This window comes from Phycisphaeraceae bacterium (assembly GCA_019636655.1).
Classification (GTDB): domain Bacteria; phylum Planctomycetota; class Phycisphaerae; order Phycisphaerales; family UBA1924; genus JAHBXB01.
The window spans coordinates 38,500-60,549 of the sequence record JAHBXB010000001.1 but is presented as its reverse complement, the minus strand read 5'-3'; the positions used below and the strand labels follow the sequence as shown (position 1 = coordinate 60,549).

Annotated in this window: 18 protein-coding genes and 1 tRNA gene; 8 read left to right on the top strand and 11 right to left on the bottom strand. The window is 66.8% G+C overall.

Annotation, left to right across the window (positions count from 1 at the left end):
• Window positions 1-504: 504 nt before the first annotated feature.
• The 4 genes from KF745_00260 to zwf form a co-directional block, all read right to left on the bottom strand.
• A complete protein-coding gene (locus tag KF745_00260; GenBank protein MBX3356837.1) occupies window positions 505-2,049 on the bottom strand; it encodes a hypothetical protein in 1,545 nt (514 codons plus the stop codon).
• Between the two features lie 142 nt (window positions 2,050-2,191).
• Window positions 2,192-2,914 carry a hypothetical protein gene (locus tag KF745_00255; GenBank protein MBX3356836.1) on the bottom strand — a complete coding sequence of 241 codons (723 nt, stop codon included), beginning with the start codon at window positions 2,912-2,914 and terminating at the stop codon, window positions 2,192-2,194.
• Between the two features lie 168 nt (window positions 2,915-3,082).
• Entirely contained in the window at window positions 3,083-4,369 is a 1,287-nt protein-coding gene (locus KF745_00250) for a hypothetical protein (GenBank protein MBX3356835.1), read from the bottom strand.
• A gap of 86 nt (window positions 4,370-4,455) precedes the next feature.
• Window positions 4,456-6,024 carry a glucose-6-phosphate dehydrogenase gene (zwf, locus tag KF745_00245; GenBank protein ID MBX3356834.1) on the bottom strand — a complete coding sequence of 523 codons (1,569 nt, stop codon included), beginning with the start codon at window positions 6,022-6,024 and terminating at the stop codon, window positions 4,456-4,458.
• Window positions 6,025-6,101: 77 nt separating this feature from the next.
• On the opposite strand from zwf, the gene KF745_00240 reads away from it, so the two are divergent.
• A complete protein-coding gene (locus KF745_00240) occupies window positions 6,102-7,220 on the top strand; it encodes a thiamine phosphate synthase (GenBank protein ID MBX3356833.1) in 1,119 nt (372 codons plus the stop codon).
• Here the strand turns inward: KF745_00240 and KF745_00235 are convergent.
• A complete protein-coding gene (locus KF745_00235; GenBank protein MBX3356832.1) occupies window positions 7,207-7,956 on the bottom strand; it encodes an HAD hydrolase family protein in 750 nt (249 codons plus the stop codon). The two genes, KF745_00240 and KF745_00235, sit on opposite strands and share 14 nt — an antisense overlap.
• A 427-nt stretch (window positions 7,957-8,383) precedes the next feature.
• Between KF745_00235 and aroC the strand changes: the two genes are divergently transcribed.
• The 3 genes from aroC (at window position 8,384) to KF745_00220 (ending at window position 11,860) form a co-directional block, all read left to right on the top strand.
• Complete coding sequence (gene aroC, locus KF745_00230) at window positions 8,384-9,568, top strand: chorismate synthase (GenBank protein ID MBX3356831.1); 1,185 nt, start codon at window positions 8,384-8,386, stop codon at window positions 9,566-9,568.
• A gap of 222 nt (window positions 9,569-9,790) precedes the next feature.
• Window positions 9,791-10,246: a protease inhibitor I42 family protein gene (locus KF745_00225; GenBank protein MBX3356830.1), complete on the top strand. Its 456-nt coding sequence runs from the start codon at window positions 9,791-9,793 to the stop codon at window positions 10,244-10,246.
• Between the two features lie 183 nt (window positions 10,247-10,429).
• Window positions 10,430-11,860: a DEAD/DEAH box helicase gene (locus KF745_00220; GenBank protein MBX3356829.1), complete on the top strand. Its 1,431-nt coding sequence runs from the start codon at window positions 10,430-10,432 to the stop codon at window positions 11,858-11,860.
• A 15-nt stretch (window positions 11,861-11,875) separates the two neighbouring features.
• Here the strand turns inward: KF745_00220 and KF745_00215 are convergent, their stop codons facing one another.
• Together KF745_00215 and KF745_00210 are read right to left on the bottom strand one after the other, a co-directional pair.
• A complete protein-coding gene (locus KF745_00215; GenBank protein ID MBX3356828.1) occupies window positions 11,876-12,211 on the bottom strand; it encodes a YbjQ family protein in 336 nt (111 codons plus the stop codon).
• A gap of 67 nt (window positions 12,212-12,278) precedes the next feature.
• On the bottom strand, window positions 12,279-13,991 hold the full coding sequence (locus KF745_00210) for a hypothetical protein (GenBank protein ID MBX3356827.1): 1,713 nt from the start codon (window positions 13,989-13,991) through the stop codon (window positions 12,279-12,281).
• An 829-nt stretch (window positions 13,992-14,820) separates the two neighbouring features.
• On the opposite strand from KF745_00210, the gene KF745_00205 reads away from it, so the two are divergent.
• Window positions 14,821-15,204 (top strand): hypothetical protein, encoded by a 384-nt coding sequence (locus KF745_00205; GenBank protein MBX3356826.1) that lies wholly within the window; start codon window positions 14,821-14,823, stop codon window positions 15,202-15,204.
• A 41-nt stretch (window positions 15,205-15,245) separates the two neighbouring features.
• Window positions 15,246-15,896: a DUF1579 domain-containing protein gene (locus KF745_00200; GenBank protein ID MBX3356825.1), complete on the top strand. Its 651-nt coding sequence runs from the start codon at window positions 15,246-15,248 to the stop codon at window positions 15,894-15,896.
• 118 nt (window positions 15,897-16,014) lie between these two features.
• On the opposite strand, the gene KF745_00195 is transcribed toward KF745_00200, so the two are convergent.
• Window positions 16,015-16,374: a nuclear transport factor 2 family protein gene (locus KF745_00195; GenBank protein MBX3356824.1), complete on the bottom strand. Its 360-nt coding sequence runs from the start codon at window positions 16,372-16,374 to the stop codon at window positions 16,015-16,017.
• Window positions 16,375-16,463: 89 nt separating this feature from the next.
• The gene (locus KF745_00190) at window positions 16,464-16,979 is read right to left on the bottom strand and encodes a DinB family protein (GenBank protein ID MBX3356823.1); all 516 of its coding nucleotides are present in this window, start codon (window positions 16,977-16,979) and stop codon (window positions 16,464-16,466) included.
• 324 nt (window positions 16,980-17,303) lie between these two features.
• Here KF745_00190 and KF745_00185 point away from each other — a divergent pair, with 324 nt between their 5' ends.
• A complete protein-coding gene (locus tag KF745_00185; GenBank protein MBX3356822.1) occupies window positions 17,304-20,000 on the top strand; it encodes a hypothetical protein in 2,697 nt (898 codons plus the stop codon).
• A 269-nt stretch (window positions 20,001-20,269) separates the two neighbouring features.
• Here KF745_00185 and KF745_00180 read toward each other — a convergent pair.
• Window positions 20,270-20,344 (bottom strand) — tRNA-Ala (locus KF745_00180).
• 271 nt (window positions 20,345-20,615) lie between these two features.
• On the opposite strand from KF745_00180, the gene KF745_00175 reads away from it, so the two are divergent.
• On the top strand, window positions 20,616-20,987 hold the full coding sequence (locus KF745_00175) for a hypothetical protein (protein MBX3356821.1): 372 nt from the start codon (window positions 20,616-20,618) through the stop codon (window positions 20,985-20,987).
• A gap of 25 nt (window positions 20,988-21,012) precedes the next feature.
• Here the strand turns inward: KF745_00175 and KF745_00170 are convergent, their stop codons facing one another.
• On the bottom strand, window positions 21,013-21,951 hold the full coding sequence (locus tag KF745_00170) for a hypothetical protein (protein ID MBX3356820.1): 939 nt from the start codon (window positions 21,949-21,951) through the stop codon (window positions 21,013-21,015).
• Between the last annotated feature and the right edge of the window lie 99 nt (window positions 21,952-22,050).

Sequence of the window (22,050 nt, the reverse complement as noted above, 5' to 3'; positions counted from 1 at the left end):
ACCGGACACTGTGCAAATACCGCGGCCGAGGCAAGGCAGCTACCCACTGCGGCCAACAACTGGATCTGACGACGCGCCATTGGATCTCCTTTCGTGGCTGTCAAACCGAGCCCGCGGCGAGCGCCTCGGAACGAGCCGACTTCCGTCCTCTAACCAAACGTGAGCGGGGAGAACTCCCCGTACGATTCTCTCTCAAATCCATCTCCTGTCAAGGAACGAGACAAGAGACGGGAACTTCAGCTCCTATCAGACGTTATGAACCAGACAGCGACAGGACACGCCCCTGGGGCTTCCATCAGGCCTACGCCGGTTGTTGTTGCACCGGACCGTGTCAACTGCTTGTCCTTCGACCCGCTTGAAGAAGTACAGTGCCCATCGGGCTGACTGCCCGATACCTTCGGACTAGATGGTCCGAAACGCAGGTGCGAGTGCCAATACGCCCCATGTCGGTCCGAGGTTGCACCTGATTTGAGAATACCGGTTCTTTCCCAGGGATCCCGCTCACTATGGGCATCCGTTCTGCAAGCCGGTGAGCCATGCGGCAACAAACTGGGCGATATCAGAGGGTTCGACTGTCCCGTTGCCGTCGTAGTCGCCTCCCAGCGTGCCCTGCGAGAGGCTGGTAGTCCAGGAAACGATGAACGCGGCGATATCCGAGGGCTCCAGCGACCCGTTGTGGTCCCAGTCCGGCCGGCACTGACAGGCCTGCGGGCAGGCCGTGCCGGCACCCCGCCACGTGGCGCCCGGGATCAGGGAGCAGTTCGCTTGCGTCTGGGTCAGGCAGCCGCCACCGGATGTGCAACAGGCGCCCGTTGGTTGCGGACAGTTCGCCGAAGCACAGGAGACACCGACGCCCTGGAAGGTTCCCGAGGCGCTCACGCACCCAGGCTGGGTGGTGGTGATGCACCCACCGTTTCCGAGGCAGCAGGCGCCCTGTGGGCACTGATTGCCCGAGCAGGCCGTCCCATTTCCGAGATAGGTGCCAGCCGCGGTCGTGCAGTCAGCCTGGGTCAGAACCACGCAGGCGTTGTTTGAGAAGCAGCAGGCACCCTGAGGAGTCGGGCAGGGATTCGTAACGCAGGTGGTGCCATCCCCGGCATAGACCCCACCACCGCCGACACAGGCCGCCTGGGTGGTCACCTGGCATGACCCCGCGGTGCAGCACGAGCCTGTCGCCGGCTGGCAGTCGACCTTGGACCAGGTCGCCTTCATGACCCAGTCGCCCGAGGGGCGGCACAGGACATTGAGAGCCTGGAACGTGGCCCAGCCCCCATTAGGCGGGCATCCGAAGGTGCCGCAGTTCAGTCCAAAGAGCCAGTTCCGGCTCGCCTGCGAAAGCCCCGATGTATCCGTCACCGGGAACGCATTGGAGTTTGAAGGGGGTGCCGTGATGCAGGGATTAGCGGTCTGGTTGTGGTGATCCACGATGACCAGCCCGATGCTGAATGTGTTGGTTCCGCTGACATTGGTCACGAAGATCTGCTCGGGATCGCTCGGATCCACGGAGACCTGGATATTGACGCCGGCGGTACCCGGGCCGATGCGTGCGTGGGGCAGGATCAGGTCGTCAGAGTCGTACTGAGCGACCAGGGTCCCGGTGTTCGGATTGCCATCCCACACCCTGACCCCCCACTTGGTGACGGTCTGCTGGTTCAGGCTCTGTCCCGCCAGAATGAACTCCATGAGGTCGATCTTGATGGGGAAAGACGCCGCGGGGATGGTGTAGGACGCGGCGGCGATCTCCTGCTCGCCAAAGCCGGCCTGGATGACGTACGAGCCGCCCTGGAAGTTGGCATCCGTGTGCGTCGAGACGGTTGGCGGGCAGGGGCCACGGAGGCCGCCTCCGCCGGGCATTTCGTCGAGGATCACGCGGCCGGAAGTGGTGACGTGCAAACGGGGCAGGGCATCAATGGTGACCGGGAGTTCCTTCCGCCGCCCGCCCTCGGACTGCATGGCGGTCTTGGAGGGCTGCTCCGCGGAGACCGTCAGGGGCATCAGGCACGCAGCGATCAGGGCAGCAGCAGTGAAAACGGCACGTCGTGTTCTCATGGCATCCTCATCTGGGAGTGTGGCAATCGCCTCTCTCTTGGGGGCTCGCACGATCGGCTCGCCCACAGCCTGTCACTAGCCGGTACGTCTATCCTGACCTTTCCGATGCGGGAACCCAGCGGTCCCCAGCGAATTCCTGTTCCTATGACGGGCACCCGCCGCCGTTGATCGCCGCGAACCACTGGCCCACATACGCGGCGATATCCGACGGCTCGACCGTGCCGTTCAGGTCGTAATCGCCGCCCAGAGTGCCCGCCGAGATGCTGTTCAGCCACGCCGCGACGAACACGGCGATATCGGTCGGCTCGACCTGGCCGTTGCGGTCGCCCCAGTAATCGACGGGGCAGGGAATCCGCGTGACGGTCGCCGAGCCCGACGTGAAGGTCAGGTAGCCGACAGTCGACGGCGTAATGACCACGTTGGTCAGCGAGAAGAACGCCTTGTTGTCCGCCCCGATGCCCGAGGCGATCGTGGCGCTGAAGGTGACCGTCGTGCTCAGAATGGTCGTCGTGCCGCCCTGGGTCACTGGGGCCGGGGCGAAGGGGTGCGAGGGGGGAGTCGTCGGATTCGTGCTCGTGGTGTCAAGGGCCTGGGACGCGCCGGGCGCAAAGGTTTCGAGCACCTGGGCGAGGGGTGTCGGGCTCGGGTACAGGATCCCCAGCAGCGACAGCGGGCTTCCCTGCACGTTTCCAGCAACGACGATCCGGTACCGCTGGGCCGGGAGCAGCGTCGCCGTGCTCTGACGGGACTGGGTTACAGCGTTTCGGATCTGGACCCCGGTCAGATCGATAGCGACAGACTGGGCCAGAGCCGGCGCTGCGACACACGCAACCGCGCTCGCCGCGGCGGTCAACGCAATCTTCATTCCCGGGACTCCTCCAGCCTGCACCGTGGGCACCAACGGGTGCCGAGACGACCCATCGAGAATACCAAAGATCCCCGGGTTCGCAAGAGATTATGGTGGCCTACCGACTGCCGGACCGACCCTAGCGAAGACCCGAGGACCGAATACAGGGCACTCGATGCCAGTCCGTCAGCAGGCCCCGTTCAGCGCGGCGAGCCAGGCGGTCACTAGGCCTGCCACATCGGAGGGCTCGACCGATCCGTTGAAGTCGAAGTCGCCGCGGAACCCGCCGCTGGAGAGGCTGTTGAACCAGTCATTGATAAAGGACGCGATGTCGGATGGATCGATCACGCCGTTGCGGTCCCAGTCGCCGGGACACGGGACGATGTTCATCTGGCGGATATCCCCGAGCACGGCGGTGACGTTGGCGAAGTAGTCGGCCCGCTCGCCGGCGGAGACAAAGAGTCCGTCAGTGTCGACGTCGGTCAGGACGATGGCTTTCTTCCCGGAGTTGTCGGTCAGCAGCACGCGGCCGTCGTACATCGCCAGAGCGTCGATGACGGTGAACCCAGCCTCGGCGGTGGAGAAGACGAGCACCGCCTCGCCGGCGTCGTTGGCATCGCCGTCGGCGTTCAGGTCCGAGAGCCGGTAGAGCTGGTCGACACCGCCGGTCGCCGTCTGCTGGAAGTAGAGCGATCGGGGGCGGACCGGGTCGACATCGATGGCGAACCCGGCGCTGATGGTCACGCCCGAGGCGTTGGTGGAGTCGAAGAAGACCGTCGCCTCGCCGGCGTCGTCAGCCCGACCGTTCGAGTTCGCATCAACGAACCGCCAGACGCCGTGGAGGTTGGCCGACGAGTTGTGAAGGTACATCGCGTCATCACGGTCGAACACGATTTCCTGCGGCGAGTACGGGCCGTTGCCCGCACCAAAGAACGGCACGGCGACGTACTCGGTGATCTCTCCCACATCCTGGAAATCCCCGTCGCCGTTGAGATCGACAAGCCGGACAATGATGTCGTTGCCGAACGTGTTCCCGGCGTTGACGACGTAGAGGCGGCCGCGGGAGTCGAACTCCGATCCGGTCGGGAATGCGAATGAGACCCCGGACGCATTGGTCGCGTCCGCGGCGATGATCGCCTCCCCGGCGTCGTTGGCGTCGCCGTCACCATTAAGGTCCTTGAGCAGGTAGAGCAGGCGGCGTGTGGAGTCCTGATCGCCCATGAGCGTCAGACCGTCGCGACGGACGCCGAGCGTGGTCGGATTGAGCGGGCCCGGGAGACCGCCGGCGTTGGCCGCGGAGAAGTAGAGCGTCACCTCGCCCGGCTCGTCGATCACGCCGTTATGGTTGGCGTCGAAGAACTGGTAGATCGAGTCGTTGGTACGGTCATTGACGTTGAAGCGGGTCTGCGCGTTCGCGACTCCGATCCCAAGCCCGACGACACCCGCCACCGCACACGTGCACACTCCGCGCATGGAACAGACCTCCAGTTCCCCGGCACCCGCTGCACAACGAAGAGCCTAGCCGATCACGACCGATGCACAACCCGGGGTTTTCGCCTTCACCCCTTCGCTTCGGGCTGGGGGTTGTGCCAGGAGCGGGGATTGGGCGAATCCCGCTGGATCAGCTCGTCGGCCGCGCCGGGCCCCCAAGAGCCCGGCGTGTAGGTGTGGATCGAGCTGCGGAGCGGCTCGCAATCGAGGAATGGCTGACAGATCCGCCAGCCACTCTCAACCTCGTCGCGGTGTTTGTAGAGCGTGCGGTCGCCGCGCATCGCATCGAGCATCAGCGGCCCGTACGCCTCGACCGGCTCGCCGCCAAACCGCTCGAGGTAGTTGAGATCGAGGTCCGCCGAATCGAGCTTGATCCCCGCGCCGGGCACCTTGCCCTCGATGCGGAGGGTGATCCCCTCGTGGGGCGCGATGCTGATCACCAGCCGGTTGCCGGGCCGCTCCTCGGAATCGGGCCGGATCACCCGGAACGGGTTCGTCGGCGGGCGGCGGAACTGGACAACCACCTCGGTCAGTTTGGTCGCCATCTTCTTGCCGCTGCGGATGTAGAACGGGACTCCCGCCCACCGCCAGTTGTCGAACTCCAGTCGCATCGCCGCGAACGTATCGGTGCGGCGGGCCGGATCGACTCCTTTTTCGTCGGCGTACGCCGGCTCGGACTTCGCGGGGTCGGGCCCGTAACGGCCAAACGTCGCCCAAAGCGGCAGTTTCTCGGCGGGAACCGGGCGGGCGGTGTTGAAGAGCTTGATCTTCTCCCGCATGATCGCGCCCGCGTCGTACAGGCTCGGCGGCTCCATGGCCACCAGCGCGAGCACCTGCAGGAGGTGGCTCTGGATCATGTCTCGCATGGCGCCGGCCGCGTCGTAGAAGTTCGCGGCGCGGCTGCCGACGCCGACGGTCTCCGCCGCTGTCACCTGCACATGGTCGACGTGGACCCGGTTCCACACCGGCTCGAAGATCGAGTTGGCAAACCGCATCACCAGGATGTTCTGGACGAGCTCCTTGCCGAGATAGTGGTCGATCCGGAAGATGTCGTCCTCTTCGAACACGCGCCCCAGCGCACGGTTCAGCGACTCGGCCGAGTGCAGGTCCTGGCCGAAGGGCTTCTCAACGATGATCCGCTGCCACGACGCCCCCGCGGGATCGATCGAGCACCACCGCTTCCCCTCGCTCACGAGTCCGCAGGACCCGATGTTCGCGATGATCGGCTCGTAGAGACCCGGCGCCACCGACAGGTAGAAGAGTACGTTGGCGCTACCGGACTTCTTCTGGATGCCCGCGGCGACCGCCACGCTCTCGATCCGCTTTGCCAGCGGCGGCATGGCGTCGGGAGCAGCAGCGTCCCCGGCGTGGTAGTGGAGCCGCTTGGCGAACTCGTCCCACTCACCGGCATCGAACCCGGACGCGAACTTCGCGGCGCTCTCCCGCATCTTCGCGCGGAACTCGTCGTCGCTCATCGGGGTCCGGGCCATGCCGATGACCTGGAGTCCCTTGGGCAGGCGCCTGGCGTGGTCGAGTTCAAACAGCGCGGGAACCAGTTTGCGGTGCGTCAGGTCGCCCGACGCCCCGAAGATCACCAGGACGCATGCATCGGCGGTTGCACTCACGTGCGTTGTCATGCGCCAAGGGTACCGCATCCGACGGAAGGAAACCGGGACCGCCGCCGGGGCCGCCGCCGCATCCGTACCCTTGGTGCATGGATCCGCGCCTCCGCATCATCGATGCCAACCTCAACCGCGCCCGGGAAGCCCTGCGCGTCATGGAGGACATCGCCCGATTCGCCCTCGACCACGAGCCGCTCTGCCGCGAACTCAAGGGCATCCGGCACGACCTGCACCACGCAACGAGTGCAACGCTGGGGGACAACCCGACGGAAGTCGCCCTGTACGCGTCACGCGACACCGCCGGGGACGTCGGGACGTCCGTCTCCACCGCCGGCGAGGGCCGGCGCGACGACCTGCGGCACGTGGCGATCGCCGCGGGAAAGCGGCTGACCGAGGCCCTCCGCTCGATCGAGGAATGCGCCAAACTCGCGCCGGGCGCCGGGGCCGAGTTCGAGCGGCTGCGGTACCGCTCCTACGAAGCCGATCGCCGGCTGGTGCTCGCCTTCGGGTGCGGCCGGGCGCGCCAGTGGCGCCTATGCGTGCTCATCACCGAATCGCTCTGCACCCACCACTCCTGGCGCGACGTGGCGGAGATGTCGATCCGGTCCGGCGCCGACTGCATCCAACTCCGCGAGAAGGCCCTTCCCGATCGCAAACTGCTGGATCGCGCGGCGTGGCTTGTTGATCGCGCAGCCGCCCTTTCCTCTTCGACCACCGGGGAGGCCCGTACCGCCATCATCATCAACGACCGGCCGGACATCGCCCTCCTCGCCCGCGCTGATGGCGTCCACCTCGGCCAGGACGACCTGCCGCTCGCCGACGCACGCCGCCTGGCACCGGGTCTGATCATCGGCGTCTCCACGGAGAACCTCGCGCAGGCCCGGGCCGCATCCGAGGGCGGCGCCGACTACTGCGCCCTGGGACCGATGTTCCCGACCACCACCAAGGACAAGCCGCGTCTCGCGGGCCCGGCGTACCTCGGCGAGTTCCTCGCCTCGCCACTCGCGACCTCCCGCCCGCACCTGTGCATCGGCGGCATCGGACCGGGCAACGCGGGCACGCTCGCCGCGATCGGCTGCCGCGGCGTCGCGGTGTCGTCGGCCGTGTGTGCCGCGGCGGACCCGGCGGGCGCATGCCGGGCGATCCTGGCGTCGCTTTCCGCCGACACCGCGGCCGAGCCGGCCCGCGGGCCCCGCGTCACAACCGCCTGATCGTCTCGAGGATCTCGAGCACGCCCTCGACCTCGTCGTGCGCGGCGACAAGGTCGGCGTGAGGCTTGAGGTCCTCAACGGCGTTCGCGGGGCAGCCAAACCACGCGACGTGCCGGCGGATCGCCAGGTCGCTCGTCGTGTCGCCGATGCCCGCGAGCCGGTCCTTCGTCGCGCCGACCATGTCGATGAGTCGGTCGAGCCCGGTCGCCTTGGAGACGTGCTCCAGGTCGCAGTTGATGTACAGCCAGGTCATCGAGACCCGGAGCGGCCAGCCGCGACGATCAAACTCGGCCTTGATCCCATCACGGATCTCGTGGAGCACGCCCGTCTTCGGGTGGTACAGCGAGATCGAAGCCGACTTGCCTGGCTGCTGCGTCACGCCGCGTGGACCGAACTCCTCCCGCAGCCACTCGGCCGCGGCCCGGACGGCCTGCAGGTGCTCCCGCGTGATGCGCGGGTCCATCAGGTACTCGTTGGTTCCCGGGTGGTACACCCACACGCCGTTCTCGGCGACGCAGGGGACGCTCGTATTGCCGATCAGCCGGCACATCGCCTCCGCGAAGGGCAGCGGTCGCCCGGAACAGACCGTTACAACCGGCCGGTCCCGGCGCGCCTGCGCCTCGCGGTTGAACGCGGCGATCTTCGCCAGCCGCGGCGCGTCGAACGCCAGCGGCCCCTCGGGCGAAAGGCACCCGTCGATGTCCGAGACCACGATGTCAAACCGCCGCGACGCCATACGGGCCGAGTCTATCGCTCTACGCGGGCTCCGGTAGAATGATCGAGCGCGCCATGGGCTCTCCCACCCCTCGCACACCGCCCGATCCGACGCGTCGCTGCAAGCGATGCCGGTACCCGCTCGCGGGGCTCACCGAGGGGCACTGCCCCGAGTGTGGGATGGCCTTCCCGGTGGCCGCCGTGCCGCCGGGCACGGGTGAGGACCTCGCCCGCGCACACGAGACGCTGCTTGCCGGCGGCGGCCCGCGTCGGTGCTCCGCGTGCTCGATGCGGCACAGCGATGCGAGGTGCCCGCGGTGCGGCTCTCGCTATTCGAAACCAGCCTGACGCTGGACGGATTACCCACCCCGTGAGGCCTCGATCCCGCCACTCCGGGCCGCTCCAACCCCGAGAATCCAGCCCGTCTCCTACGCTTTCCCATGCCCGCCCTGCATTACCTCACCTCCGGCGAATCTCACGGCAAGGCCGTGACGGCGATCGTCTCCGGCGTACCCGCCGGCCTGACGGTCGATGCCGGATTCATCGATGAGCAGCTCCGTCGGCGCCAAGGCGGGTATGGCCGCGGGGCGCGCCAGCGGATCGAATCGGACCGAGTTGAGATCCTCTCGGGCATCCGCGGCCAGGTCGCTATCGGGTCGCCGATCACGCTGGTCATCCACAACGCCGACGCCCGCCTCGACGACCAGCAGCGAACTCCGCCCATCCATGTGCCCCGTCCGGGGCACGCCGACCTTGCCGGCGCCGTGAAGTACCTCTCGACTGACTGCCGCCCGGTGCTCGAAAGGGCCAGCGCCCGCGAGACGGCGCCGCGTGTGGCCGCGGGAGCCGTCGCCCGGCTGCTCCTTCGTGAACTTGGGATCCAGACGTTCGGATTCGTTCGCGCGATCGGCGGACGGGAATGGCCCGGCAAAGTGTCGGAGGAAAACCACTCATCGCTGAGCGCGGCCCGCGATGCAAGCGAGACGTACTGCCCAGATACCGCTGCAACGTCGGAGCAAGTCGACATCATCCGGCAGGCCAAGGTGGACAAGGACACCATCGGCGGCATCGTGGAGACCCACGTCTTCAACTGCCCGCCCGGGATCGGCTCGACCATGGACTGGCGAGACCGACTGGATTCCAAGCTCGCCGCGGCGGTCATGGGAGTTCAGGCCATCAAGTGCGTCGAGATCGGGCTCGGCAAGGAGGTCGCGTCTCGCCCGGGCTCCCAGGTGCACGATCCCATTGAGTGGGACCGGGACCGCATCGATACGCACTCCCTGGGGTTTACCCGGCCGACCAACAACGCCGGCGGCATCGAGGGAGGCATGAGCAACGGAGCGCCCATTGTCGTGCGCGCCGCCATGAAACCGATCTCCACCCTGCTTCGGGGCATGCCGAGCGTCGATCTCACATCCGGCACGGCGGCGCCGTCCGCGTACGAGCGGAGCGACATCTGCGCGGTCCCCGCCGCGAGCGTGGTGGTCGAGCACGTGGTCGCCTTCGAGGTCGCCCGTGCCTTGCTGGAGAAGTTCCCATCGGACACGATGGACGAACTCCGCAACTCGTTCGACGCGTTCCTGCGGGTCGCACGCGCCCTGCCCCTGAGCCCGCCGCGGGCGACCCTGGCCTGAAACCTGTGCCCAAGGAGCGCCTCTGTGCGCCGAATTGGCGCACTGCACGCGCTCCCCCTTGCACGGTGCCGGCCAGGAGGTACCGTTGCGGCATTGGGTGTGGAGGGGGCATGCACACATGCGAAATCGAATACCGTCGTTGGTCGATCCGGGAAGCCGCGGCGTGGTTCTCTCGCGGGCCCGGACGCCGCCCCTGTCAGTCACGAGATAGGATCGTCCCTGATGATCACACCACTCTCACCTCGACGAATCGTGCTGGCGGCTCTGGCTGCCGCGACCCTGACCGCGTTCGCCTGCGTCTCGGATCGGGACCGCTTCGCGAACAAACAAGGCGACGTTGTCCTCACCGGAGGCAAGGCCTCTCAGGAAGAGGCGTCTGCAACAATCGACCCGTCCACGACAATCATCGTGCGGCTCGCCTCGCAATCGGGAACCGGTTACAGCTGGCGGCTCGTCACCGGGACCAACGAGTGGAGCGTCCTCTCGTTCCGTGGCAAGGCCACCGAGCGCGAGCCGGGAACGGCGAACCTCCCGGGCGGTCCCTTCCAGGAGGTCTTCTCGTTCAGGGCCAACCGCACCGGCGAGGCGACGCTGGAGTTCGTCAACGAGCGGCCGTGGGAAACCGGTGTTGCCCCTGCAAACCGCTACATCCTGCATGTGAAGGTGCAGAACCGATAACCGTCGGCATCCGCCGGGTCGCGCGTCGGGGTCGCGGCCCTCCTAGTATCCCGTGATCGCCGGTAGCTCCCATGGCCTCAATCTGGGTTTCTGCTGGCCGCGGCCAAACAGCGCACCGTCGCGCACGCCGCGTCACACCTTGACCCAGTACGGCCTGATCCGCCCTACGGAGATACCCGGCTCATGCTCTTTTCCGATCTCAACCTGTCCAAGCCCATCCTGCGCGCGCTCGAAGCGGAGGGGTACCACACCCCCACCCCGATCCAGGCCCAGGCCATCCCCCACGTCCTTGAAGGCAAGGACGTCCTCGGCTGCGCCCAGACCGGAACCGGCAAAACCGCGGCATTCGCGCTGCCGATCATCCAACGGCTCGCCGGCACCGCGCCCGACAAGGCCCACCGCGGCCCGCGCAAGGCCCGGGCGCTGATCCTCTCCCCCACCCGCGAACTCGCCCAGCAGATCTCTGATTCGTTCTCGACCTACGGCAGGGGCACCCACCTCGATGTCGCCGTCATCTACGGCGGCGTCAGCCAGCACCGGCAGGAGAAGGCCCTCCGGGCCGGCGTCGACATCATCGTGGCAACTCCCGGCCGCCTCACGGACCTGATGGAGCAGGGCATCGCCGACCTGAGCGCGGTCGAGATCTTCGTCCTCGACGAAGCCGACCGCATGCTCGACATGGGATTCATCCAGCCCATCCGGCGCATCGCCGCGGCTGTCCGCCCTGGAGCGCGGCGCCAGACGCTGCTGTTCTCCGCCACGATGCCTAAGGCGATCGTCCAGCTCGCCCATTCGCTGCTGCACGAGCCTGTCAAGGTCTCGGTCGACCGGGTCGGCTCGGCGGCGCCGAAGATCGAGCAGGGCGTGTACATGGTCGACCGCAAGAGCAAGCAGGCCCTGCTGCACCATCTCCTCGCCGATCCCGCCCTCAAGGTCGAGCGGGCGCTTGTCTTCACCCGCACCAAGCACGGCGCCACCCGGGTCGGAAAGCGGCTCGCCCGCGCCGGCATCGGCTCCGACACGATCCACGGCGACCGCTCCCAGAGCCAGCGCCAGCGAGCCCTGGACCGCTTCGCCTCCGGCGCGGCCCGCGTGCTGGTCGCCACCGACGTCGCCGCCCGCGGCCTGGACGTAGACGACATCACGCACGTCATCAACTTCGACCTCCCAGTCGAGCCCGAGGCCTACGTCCACCGCATCGGCCGCACCGGCCGGGCCGGGGCGACAGGGATCGCGGTGTCGTTCTGCGACCACGAGGAGCGGTCGCTCCTTCGCGAGGTCGAGAAACTCCTCGGCCAGAAGATCACCGTGCTCAAGGCCCAGGGCGTCGCGGCGCTCGCCGAAGTCGAGGGGCATTCAGACCGGTCCGAGGAACGCGTGCACCACCGCTCCGGCCACCGGCCCGAGGGACGCTCCGCCCCGAGGCGCTCCCGCCCGGGACGGTCACCCAGCGCGCCGGCGTCCCGCGGCTCCAGCGGTCACTCCGAGGGCTCCCGCGGGCACGCCAGCGGGAACGGGCGGACGCCGGGACACTCCTCCGGCCATGCGTCGGGCCACACCAAGTCGCACTCCCGCGGCTGGAACAAGCCGACCAAGCATCGCGGATCGCGATAAGGGCCGCGCCGGCTCCTATTCGTCCGGCTCCACAACGACGGCGGTGCCGTAGCACAGCACCTCGCTCGCCGCGATCTGTCCGCCGATCTCCGAGGCGTCGTACCTGAACCCGACGACGGCGTTGGCGCCCAGCGCCCGCGCGTGGTCGAGCAGCAGGTCGAACGCCTGCTGGCGGGTCTGCTCGCACATCTCGGTGTACGCGCCGATCCGGCCCCCGACGATGCTCTTGAGCCCGCCGATGATGCCCTGCGCGATCGTCGGCGAGCGGACGATCAGCCCGCGCACCACCCCGCAGTACTTCACGATCCGGTGGCCCTCGATCGTGAACGTGGTTGTTACCGCGATATCCATCGCCGTCCTCCTTTGGCCGCTGGCCCGGTTGACGGCTGAATCTACCACGATCGCGCGGTCAGAGCGGCTACTCGACCTCGGGCACGCACAGGCACGTCGCGTGGATCGTCGTGTCGGCGCTTGCCCAGGCCTTGTTGAAGGCGTCCTTTGCCGCGCCGGCCTGGGGGGAGTTCTGCAACGAGAGGGCCCGGGCAAGGCCGAAGAGCGACCAGCCGTTGCCTGGCCAACGGGCCAGGTCCTCGCGGTAGGTCTTCTCGGCTTCGGCGAACTGGCCGTCGGCGATCAGGATGGCCCCGAGGGCGTGGCGCGTCGGCTGCACCCAGTCGGGCGGTTCCATGTAGAGCAAACTGTCCTCGATCTCGGCGGCCTTCCGCAGCTGCGTGATCGCCTCCTTGGCGTCTCCTTGCCGGAATGCGATCTCGCCGGCCAGCGTGTGTTCGGCGATCGAAAGGACGGTGTGGGCCGGGTTGATTGCCATCATCGCGTCCTCGGGCACCGCCTTGACGGCGGCGCGGAACTGGGCCTGCTCGGCGCTGGCCTTGTCGGCGTCCCCCTTGGCGTTGAACGCGCTGGCGCGGGCGAAGTGCCAGAGGGCGGTCGTGATCGGGAGGAACTCCGGCGGCTTGGAGAGTGCGATCACCTCGTCCCAGCGGCCGAACCTGAGGAGGGCCTCGATCTCGATGGCGGCGTACGCATCGGCGAGGGGGGCGTTCTCCTTGACCCAGTCGGAGGGGATCTTGGAGAGCATGGCCCGCGCGGCCGACACGGCCTCCTCGCGGCGGCCGAGCATCATGCAGGCGTACGAGAGGAAGTGGTCGTTGTGCGCCATGTACAAGCGGTAGACGCCCTGCTTGGGCGAGATCTGGCGGTATGTGGCATCGACGGCGCTCGCCCGCCGGTTCTGCTCGGCGGCCTCGGCCCACCGGCCGGTTCTGACGTCGATGTGCGCCGGCATGTGCACCAGGTGCCCTGATGCCGGGACCAGCGGGGTGCGGAGCCGGTCGGCTGCCGCGGTGGCCTTTTCAGGGTGCGGGGAGGCCTCGACGGCGTGGATATAAAGGTGGCTCGCGCCCGGATTGGTCGGCTGGGCCGTCATCACCATCTCGAGGAGGGCGAGGATCTCGGGGGTCTCGGGGCGGGGCTGACCCGTCGCCGGATCCCACAGGTCCCACGGCCGGAGGTCCATCAGCGATTCGGCGTACAGCGTGGCGACGTCAGGGTCGTCCGGGAACTGACCGTGGACCCTTTTCATTGCGTCCGCGTACGCGCGGTCGAGCGGGGCTCGCTCCTCAAACGTCAGGGGCAATGAGCCGGAGGCCGGATCGGCGTAGCGGGCTGCGAGCGCCTGGATCAGCGCCTTCTCCACCGGCGACGCCTTGTCGGCGAGCGATTGGGCTTGCTTGATCGCGTCCCAGGCGGCCTTCGAGCGTGCTTCGTCCATGAGCGGGACGTTGATGTGCGGACCGTTGCAGAGGGCGACTCCCCAGAACGCCATCGCACAGTTGGGATCGAGTTCCGCCGCGCGCTGGTACGAGCGGATCGCCTCATCGTGATTGAAGGCGTAGGTCCAGGTGAGCGCCTGATCGAAGTACTTCTGCGCGTCGGGCGAAGTCGTGGTCACTGTCCGCCGGTGCGGACCCATGCCGTCGAACAGGGGAGGCGTCTTGGCCGATTGAGGCGCGGCCGGGGCCGCCGGCTGCTGGGCGAGAGAGACCGGTGCAATGGACCCAATGGCGAGGACTGCGAGGGCAGCGAGCGTTCGAGAGTAACGGAGGTGCATGGCGTATCTCCGGTATGAGTGAGCCTCGAGCATAACCGGACGCTGCACGGGCATGGAGTGGCTCGCACCTATGTCGCGCATTTTGCCGCGATTTCGTGCAAACAGCCGCCCAACTCTCGCGGAGCACACGCGAAACACACAGAAGAGCGTGTCCCCTGGCGATCCAACTGACGCAATCTGTCAGCAGCGTGTGCGTTGGACTTTCGGTCACAAGTGTGTGATTCCAAGGAGCGTGTCATGAAGCGAGCAGCGTGGTGGGCAGCGGTGGCGGGAGTGGTGGTCTGGGCGGGGGGCGCCGTGGCCCAGCCTGGTCGGGGCGGGGGCGGACCGGATGGCCCGCCGCGGATGGGAAACCGCCTGGACGATGATGGGGCGCGTGGGCGTTGGAACGAAGGGCCACGGTTCGGAGGTCGGGATCGGGACCGCGATCGCGGCGGTCCGCGGCAGTTCGGGCCTCGCGCCGGGCGAGGGCCGGGGATGGATCGGATGCGGGGACCTGGGCCTGAGGTGTTCCGCGAGTGGCTTCGAGCGGATCCTCGTGCACGGCGGGAGTTTCTGGGGTGGATGAGGGGCCGGATGCAGAAGATGCACGGCGGGCGGTTCTCCGATCAAGGCCCGGGCATGGCGCCGCGGCACGGGGGCTGGGGACGGGGTCAGATGGAGGGGACGCGGCCGCGCGGTCGGCAGTTTGGTCCGCCGCCGATGATGAATGAGCGGCGGCTTGGAGGGGATCAGGGCATGGGGGGTCGACAGTTCCAGGGTGGACCTCGGTGGGGTGGGCAGGGTTGGGGTGGCCCCGAGGGCCGGGGCCCGGGTGGACCATCGGGCGATGGGCGCGACACTCCGCGCGATCGCCGCGGCATGCAGCAAGGACGCGAGCGACAGGACGATGGGGCCGATCGGATGCGCGGCCAGTCTGATCGTCGTCAGCGACCACCGGCTGATGGGCAGGGGCGCGATCGCGGTGGCATGGATCGCGGTAGCGACCGAGACAACGGCGATCGCAGCCCACCGCGGGGGCGGCGTGGGCAGCCGGCGCCTGCGGATCGTGATGACCAGACCTGAAACGGATTACAGACCGGGGTACTTCGCAGGAGCGAGGGCGTTGCCCTCGCTCTTTGCGTTGGCGAGCGTGCGATCACAGGCTTCTGCCGCGGGATTGAGGCCACCACGGACCGATCCATCGGTACGACCGATCGTCGGCCTGTGGTAGTGTACCGATCCGGGACGGGGGTACTCATCAGGAGCCCTGGCATGAACTGGAAGCACACAGCGGTTGCGGTCGGTGTCGCGGTGGTGGCGTACGCGGCGGGCCGGGCGGGATCGATCGGGGACAGCGCTCTCGCGCAGCCGCCGGACAAGAAGGCCGCGCAGCCCGCGGGCGACCACCCGGGCATGGACATGGACCCCGCGATCATGAAGGCGATGACGCCCGGGGAGCATCACAAGGTGCTGGAGCAGATGCTTGGCGTGTGGGAGGGGAACGTGACGATGTGGATGGCGCCGGGTGCGGAACCGATGAAGACCCACGGCACGGCCAAGCGGGAGATGATCCTGGACGGGCGGTACCTGATGGAGCACGTCTCCGCTCCCCCGATGGGTCCCGATGAGCAGCCGTTCAAGGGGCTGGGGATCGTCGGGTACAACGGGCTGGAGAATAAGTACGAGAGCGTGTGGATGGAGAATGTGGTCACGTGGATGGCCACCGCGACGGGCACGTACGACGCGGCGAAGAAGACGCTGACGTTCGAGGGGGATCGGCTCGATCCGATGACCGGCAAGCGGGTGCGCTCTCGCGACAGCATCGACATGTCCAACCCGAAGCGGCACACGATGGTGTCGTACGCCACTGGGCCGGACGGCAAGGAGTACAAGTGCTTCGAGGGCGTGTTCGAGAAGCAGTAGCAGCGCGACGGGGCGAGGAGAAGGAATGCCGACGGGCCGGGTAGACCGGCCCGTTTTTCATGGTCGATCGTGTCGCCGAGTCGCTTCTGTCTCGGCCTGCCGAGGCTCCGGTGCGGGGCTACCGCTCTCCCGCGAAGTAGAACTGCTCGCGGACGATCTTGTCGCCCTTCACGGTGTACACGCCGACTTCCTCGAGCGTCACCTGCTTGCCCGTCGCCTTGGGGGTGACCTTGTGGACGAAGTGGACGGCGAACTGGGTGGGGCCGCTGAAGAACGGGCCGCGGATCACCTGGCTGTCGAACGATTTGTCGGAGACCCAATCGGCGGACTTCTTGATGACCGCTTCCTGCCCGGCGGTCTCGCGGCCGTCGCCTTCGACCGAGACGATGTCCGGCGCGTACAGCGTGCGCATGACGTCGAAGTTCTTGCCCTGGTTGCACAGGTCGACGAACTGCTTTGCGATGCTCTGGACGGACATCGGAGGCTCCTGTGTTGCGGGTGCGTACCGGTCGGATCTTTCGGCGGCCGGAGTCTATGGCGCCTACGCCCCGCCATCGCCCGGGCGACTCACACCGCCGGCTGCCGCTGGAACATGAGGGCGTTGTAGTCGAGGTCTTCCAGCGGACGGCCGAGTTCTCGCAGCATCACCATGACCTGGGCGCGATGATGGACCTCGTGGAACGCGAGTTGTGCGAAGAAGTCGCCCGATGTGGCGGTGATGTTGAATCGCCTGCCCTTGTCGTCGGGGAAACTCAGCCAGGTGATTGACCGGGCCCAGTCCCGCTCGGCCGCGACCGTGGCTCTGGTATTCCTGGCCTGCTCGCGCCAGGTGCGCTCCACGACCTCGAAGGCGGGCGCGTGTTCGTACTTGATGGGCCACTGGCTGTAGGGTGCGACCGTACGTCCTGCAACCCGCTCGACGTAGTACCACTCCGAGATCATGATGTGGGTGAGCGTGGCGGCGATCGACTTCAGGCCGAACGAGAACACGCGGGCGTACTGCTCCGGGGTGAGCGGCCTGATCGCGTCGAAGACTCGCTCGCGGGAGGTGGTCAGGTAGTCATAGACCTTGAGCGCATCCATCGTTGCAGTGTAAGCAACGGGGACTGGCTCACGGCGGTTGAGCGGCTAGCGGGGTCGCGACGGTTGGACCGTGCGGTGCACTCGGCTCGTGGCCGATCGGTCTTACCCCAGGAATAAACGGATTCGTAGCGGCGCGGTCATCTCCAAAACTCGTACCACCAAGGATTTACCACAATCGCCGACTCCTCGCGAGGCGGACAAGAAACTGCGAGTCGCTGCGGGCAATGCGCGAAATGCCCCACGGTCCTCGTCTTGAGCAGCAGGTGTGTCCCCAGTGTGTCCTGCTGGGTAAGCTGCCGCTACGCCAAGTCGAGAGGAGCATCCATGCGATACACCGCTCTCATCACATTCCTCGTCTTCGCCCTGCTGCTGACTTCCCCGACGGTCGCGAGCGAAGGCCCACCCCCAAAGCTCCAACCCAAGACGTACTTCTCACCCTCCGGCGAGTACTCGCTCTATGTAGACCCGTCCCACCTGCACGGGATCGGCCCGGGCCGCTACACCTTGAAGCGACGAGGCGACACCGTGTGGTCGAAGGACGTCCCGTTCACATTCTGGGAAGCGGTCGTCTCTGACGATGGGCGTGCCGCTGGCTACGCCTACTCCCACGGGTTTCAGGGGTGGGGAGCCCCCGCTGGCTACGGCGATCTCATCGTTGCGCTCATCGGCGACAACGGATCCGAGATTGCCCGCGAGACCACTCCACGCGACGACTGGGGCCACACCTGCCCACCAAGTCGGCATCCGTCTCCTCGCGGGATCCTGTTGCAGCCGGACCTTGGTCGATTCGTGATCCGGCTGGATGCGAAGCCGGACTACAACGTGCGTGACGAGCGGTGGCTGCTCTACTCGATCACCGACGGAAAGCTCACCGGTGACCTCGCTGTTGCGGCTCCCGCTGGCGGAGAGCGACTCTGGTACATGGCGGCCGACGCGGACGCCGTGCCGGGCACGGAACTCTCCCTCGTAGTCTGGACTCGCACCGCGTGGCGGCCCAGCAACGCCAGCGATGAGGGCATCCGACTCGTACTCATCGACAAGGATGCAAACGAGGTCTGGTCGCAGGAGTGGACGACCGAGTTCACCGGCCTCGAGTACTTCAGCCCCAGGTACCTCAAGGAGACGGACGTCACGCCCGCCGCTCGCTTTGCCGACAATCGCTTTGTCTACTTGAGCCGCGCTCGGCAAGCCGCGGTGACCTTCGCGACAAACCGGGGAGCCGATGGCGGGTGGAGTGTTGAAGAAGTCGGTTCAACCCCAGAAGTGGTCCAGATTGGACACCGTCCCGATCCGAAGGTCGTCGCCCCAGCCGAACCCAAGCCTCCGGCGCCCACCCTGGTGAACATCGGATCGTTCCCACTCGGCAACAGCGACACTTCCGACAACCTAAGCGTCGCCCGATTCGCCTTCGACGATCGCTCCCGCTGCGGGTTCATTCCTTTCCGGGGCGACGGGGTGTTCGAACTGGTTCTCATTGACCCCGCTTCACCGGACCCAGTCGGGAGTGTTTTGCATCTTCCGCTCGAACTCGCCGAGGTCGAAGGAGAGACTGCCGCCCCTCAGGTTGCGTGGATTGGCGGCGACCGATGGGTAATCGTCCAGGGCTTCCACAACAACTCTCCATCGCTCGCGTGGATCGCCGACCTCGACAGCAAGACGGTCTCCCCGATCGTCGGCTTCTCCTCGCCAAAGCCCACGTTCGGCCACGGTGTCATCAGCGGCGGCGAGACCGGATTCGCGGTAGTCGGTGACTATCGGTCCAACGAGGTCGTCCGCTACGACTCCAACGGAAAGCGTCTGTGGACCACGCGTTGCGCCATGACCCAGGACGCCGCAATCCGGCCCGACGGCACTCTTGGCGTGCTGGTTGGCGTCCCGGGCCTGATCCTCAAGTTTGACAGAGACGGGAGCCACACCGGCATGGTCAGCATCGAAGCCGGGTTTGGCTCACGACCAAACTACGTCGTCGGCCTGGAGCCCGATGAGGACGGCGGCTGGATCGTTCACGACTTCCGGGGCCAACCTCCCGTTGTCCGCCTCTCCGCCGACAACACAAAGCGTGCGTCGTTCACCCCCCACTTCGACGACGGTCGCACGTTCCGCCTCTACGGCGACGTCCGCCGCGCCCCCAACGGGCGGCTCTGGACCTCCGACCGCGCTTCGATCCTGCGCCTCACCGAGGACGGCACGGTTGACATGGTCATCGGCGCGAAGCCCGACAACGACACCCTTGGTGAGATCCGCGCGGTCACCGTGGATCGCGCCGGCCGTATCTATGCCCTTGACGGCCACACCGCTGCCGTTCACGTCTTTGACTCCTCCGGCAGGCGCACTCGCATCCTGCGTCCCGACCCGACGGACTTTCCAACCGATTGCGGGATCGGTTCGATTACCATCGCCGGGGACGGGGAGGTGTACTCCAGACCCACCAGCATTGGCCCTGGCAAGTCGAGATACCTCAGCTTCGACGCGGCGGGGAATCGCGTCGGCCTCCAACCCTGCCGCTCGGACGACGTCTCCGAGGAGTGGTTCTTCCGCCCCGGAACACAGGAGTGCGTCGTGGTCGGCTACGAACGGGCGTTCCTCTACGACGCTGACCAGGAGATGACTCGCACGCTTGAACGGCGCGCCGACCAACTCTGGCTCGACTACCCGTTCAGCGCCGCCGTCGCGCCCGACGGCTCCTTCGCCATCCTTGCCCGTGCTCCGTTCGGAAGCGGCGGTATCCCGAGCTCGGTCACCCTGTTTTCCGCCGCTGGTGATGCCCTGGAGACGCACGAGCTGCCCGAGGAGAGCATCATCGCCCGCGCCGCAGCGAGCGACCACGCGGTCGCGGTTGTCTCGCAGCGTTCACTCCTGTACATCAATCGCACCGCCAACACGGCCAAAACGTACACGATCCCGGGCGACCCCGCCAGCGGTTCCTTGCTGGTCCCCTTTTTCTCGCCCGATGCCGGAGAGTTGTGGCTCATCGACCAGGCGAAACACCGAGTGGATCGATACAAAGCACCGTCGGAGTAGGCAAGGCGCATCCGTTCCAAAGGTCGGCAGTATGGATCTGCCGTGGGAAGGGTACCAGAGGCCGGCATAGCCCTATTGAACGCGCTGATCGGCATCGCGTTCTGCTGGTTGCGATTGTGCACAAGTCAATGGGCCTTGGCCATAAGCACAGGCGCTGGCACTGGACGCTGTGGTCGTTACTGACCATCTCGTGACCAGCTTCAGGGCCGCGCCGCCAACGGTGTGGCGGATGCACGCCACTCGCGTGCTCGGCTACGTTTACCCGGGAATGGAGGCGAGGAGACTCGAACTCCCGACCTCTTCCATGCCATGGAAGCGCTCTACCAAAACTGAGCTACGCCCCCGGGATGGGTTGCGATTTCGGACGCCTCCATGGTACGGCGTCCGGCCACCCGGTCAACCCGGGCCTCGAACACGGTGGCCGTGACTCTGTCCACGGCTGGTGGAGGCCCTTCCCGCGAGTTATCCGCCGCTTGCGGTCCACGCAGCCGGGCGAAATGGCGAAACCGGCAAGACCAGAACCGGCGGACTCATCCGCAGGACTCTCCCGACCGATCTGTATTGCCACGACGTCCCGGGGCCGCTGCCGGGTCGCAGGAAAGGGAGCGCACTGCCATGACACGCGTGCAATACCACCATATTGGGCACCGGCCGCGCTTTGGGCCCATTGCTCTCTGGGCCCTTGGCGACGACGGGCGGCTGCACGAGGACCGCCGTGCGTATGACCAGCCGGATGCCTCCTGGCTCGACTGGTCCCACGACAACCTGTTCGCCGAGGTCAAGCCTGTGGCCAAGGGGCGCGTGGAGCTGGACTGCAAGGCGGGCTCGATCCACATCTCGGATCCGGCGCTGATCCTGAACCGCCACCGGCTGGTGCGGATCGTCCGTCGCCTGGAGCGGGCCTACCCACGGACACGCTGGTTTGTGTTTTCGGATGGGCTGACGGGCATTTCGGTGTCGCAGGTGCTTGACGACCGACAGGACTGACGGCGAGCCCGCGTCCCCGAGGAACTCAGAACGCGAACTCCATCCCGATCAGCGGGCCGTAGGTCGTGACATCCCAGATGAAGTTGCCGTTGGTGTAATCCTGGCCGAGGGCGCGGAAGCCGCCGAAGAGGGCCATGCTCCAGTCCTTGTGGTACCACCGGTACCCCACGAGCCCGGCCGCCTGCCATGAAAAGTCCGACCCGACGTCAAAGCCACCGACGTCGCCTCGAACTATCAAGGACCATCCCGGTGCGAAGTCCAAGCCCATCCGGAGACCCACAAACGGGTCAAACCATGTCTCCGAGGGTTTGTACGTCCTCGACTCCCCGGGATTCAGCACGGTCCCATCGGGAAGGGTCACGACGGCACTGGCAGTCAGCGTGTCCTCCATGTCCAGAAACGTGACACGGCCGCCAACGATGCCGTCAAGATAAAAACGCCGGGTCGACTCCAGATCGCGGTCGAGTCGTTCGTCAATAAACCGGTAGCCCCCGAAGAACTCGAGCCACGTCATGTTGGACTTCAGGTCCGCGGAGAGCGTGCCCCGCGACGCCAGCCCGACAGCCTCCTGATCCTCGACTTTCGCGTACATCCACGATGCATCGATCTGGAACACTGCGCGGTCATACTTGAAATCAATCGCTCCCATGAGTCCGAACACCGTCTCGGTGTCGCCGAGGATGTCGAAGAAGGTTGCATTGACATCGGCCTTCTGCCCCGCCGCGGTGATTGAGCCTGTGAGGCTCGGCAGCCAGATGTAGGGCGAAATCCCGATTTCGAGCCGCGGCTCGGTGTTCGTGACGTCCTCGATCTTCGCGCCGGGCGCTGCCTCGGCCTTGACACTGGCCGAGGGCGGCGGCGATGCCGCAGCGCCAGGCGCCTCCTGGGCCGCGGCGGAAGAGGCCAGTCCCGGCGTGAGCGATACAGCGACCGCTGCCAGGACCCCGGCCGTGGTCGAACGCACGGGTGCTGACGCCGCAAAACATCTGTTCCGTCCTGCCGTCGCCATTATCGCTTTCCCTCAATCTCGTCGTGAACCCCGCTCTCCTCGCCCGCCGGCCAT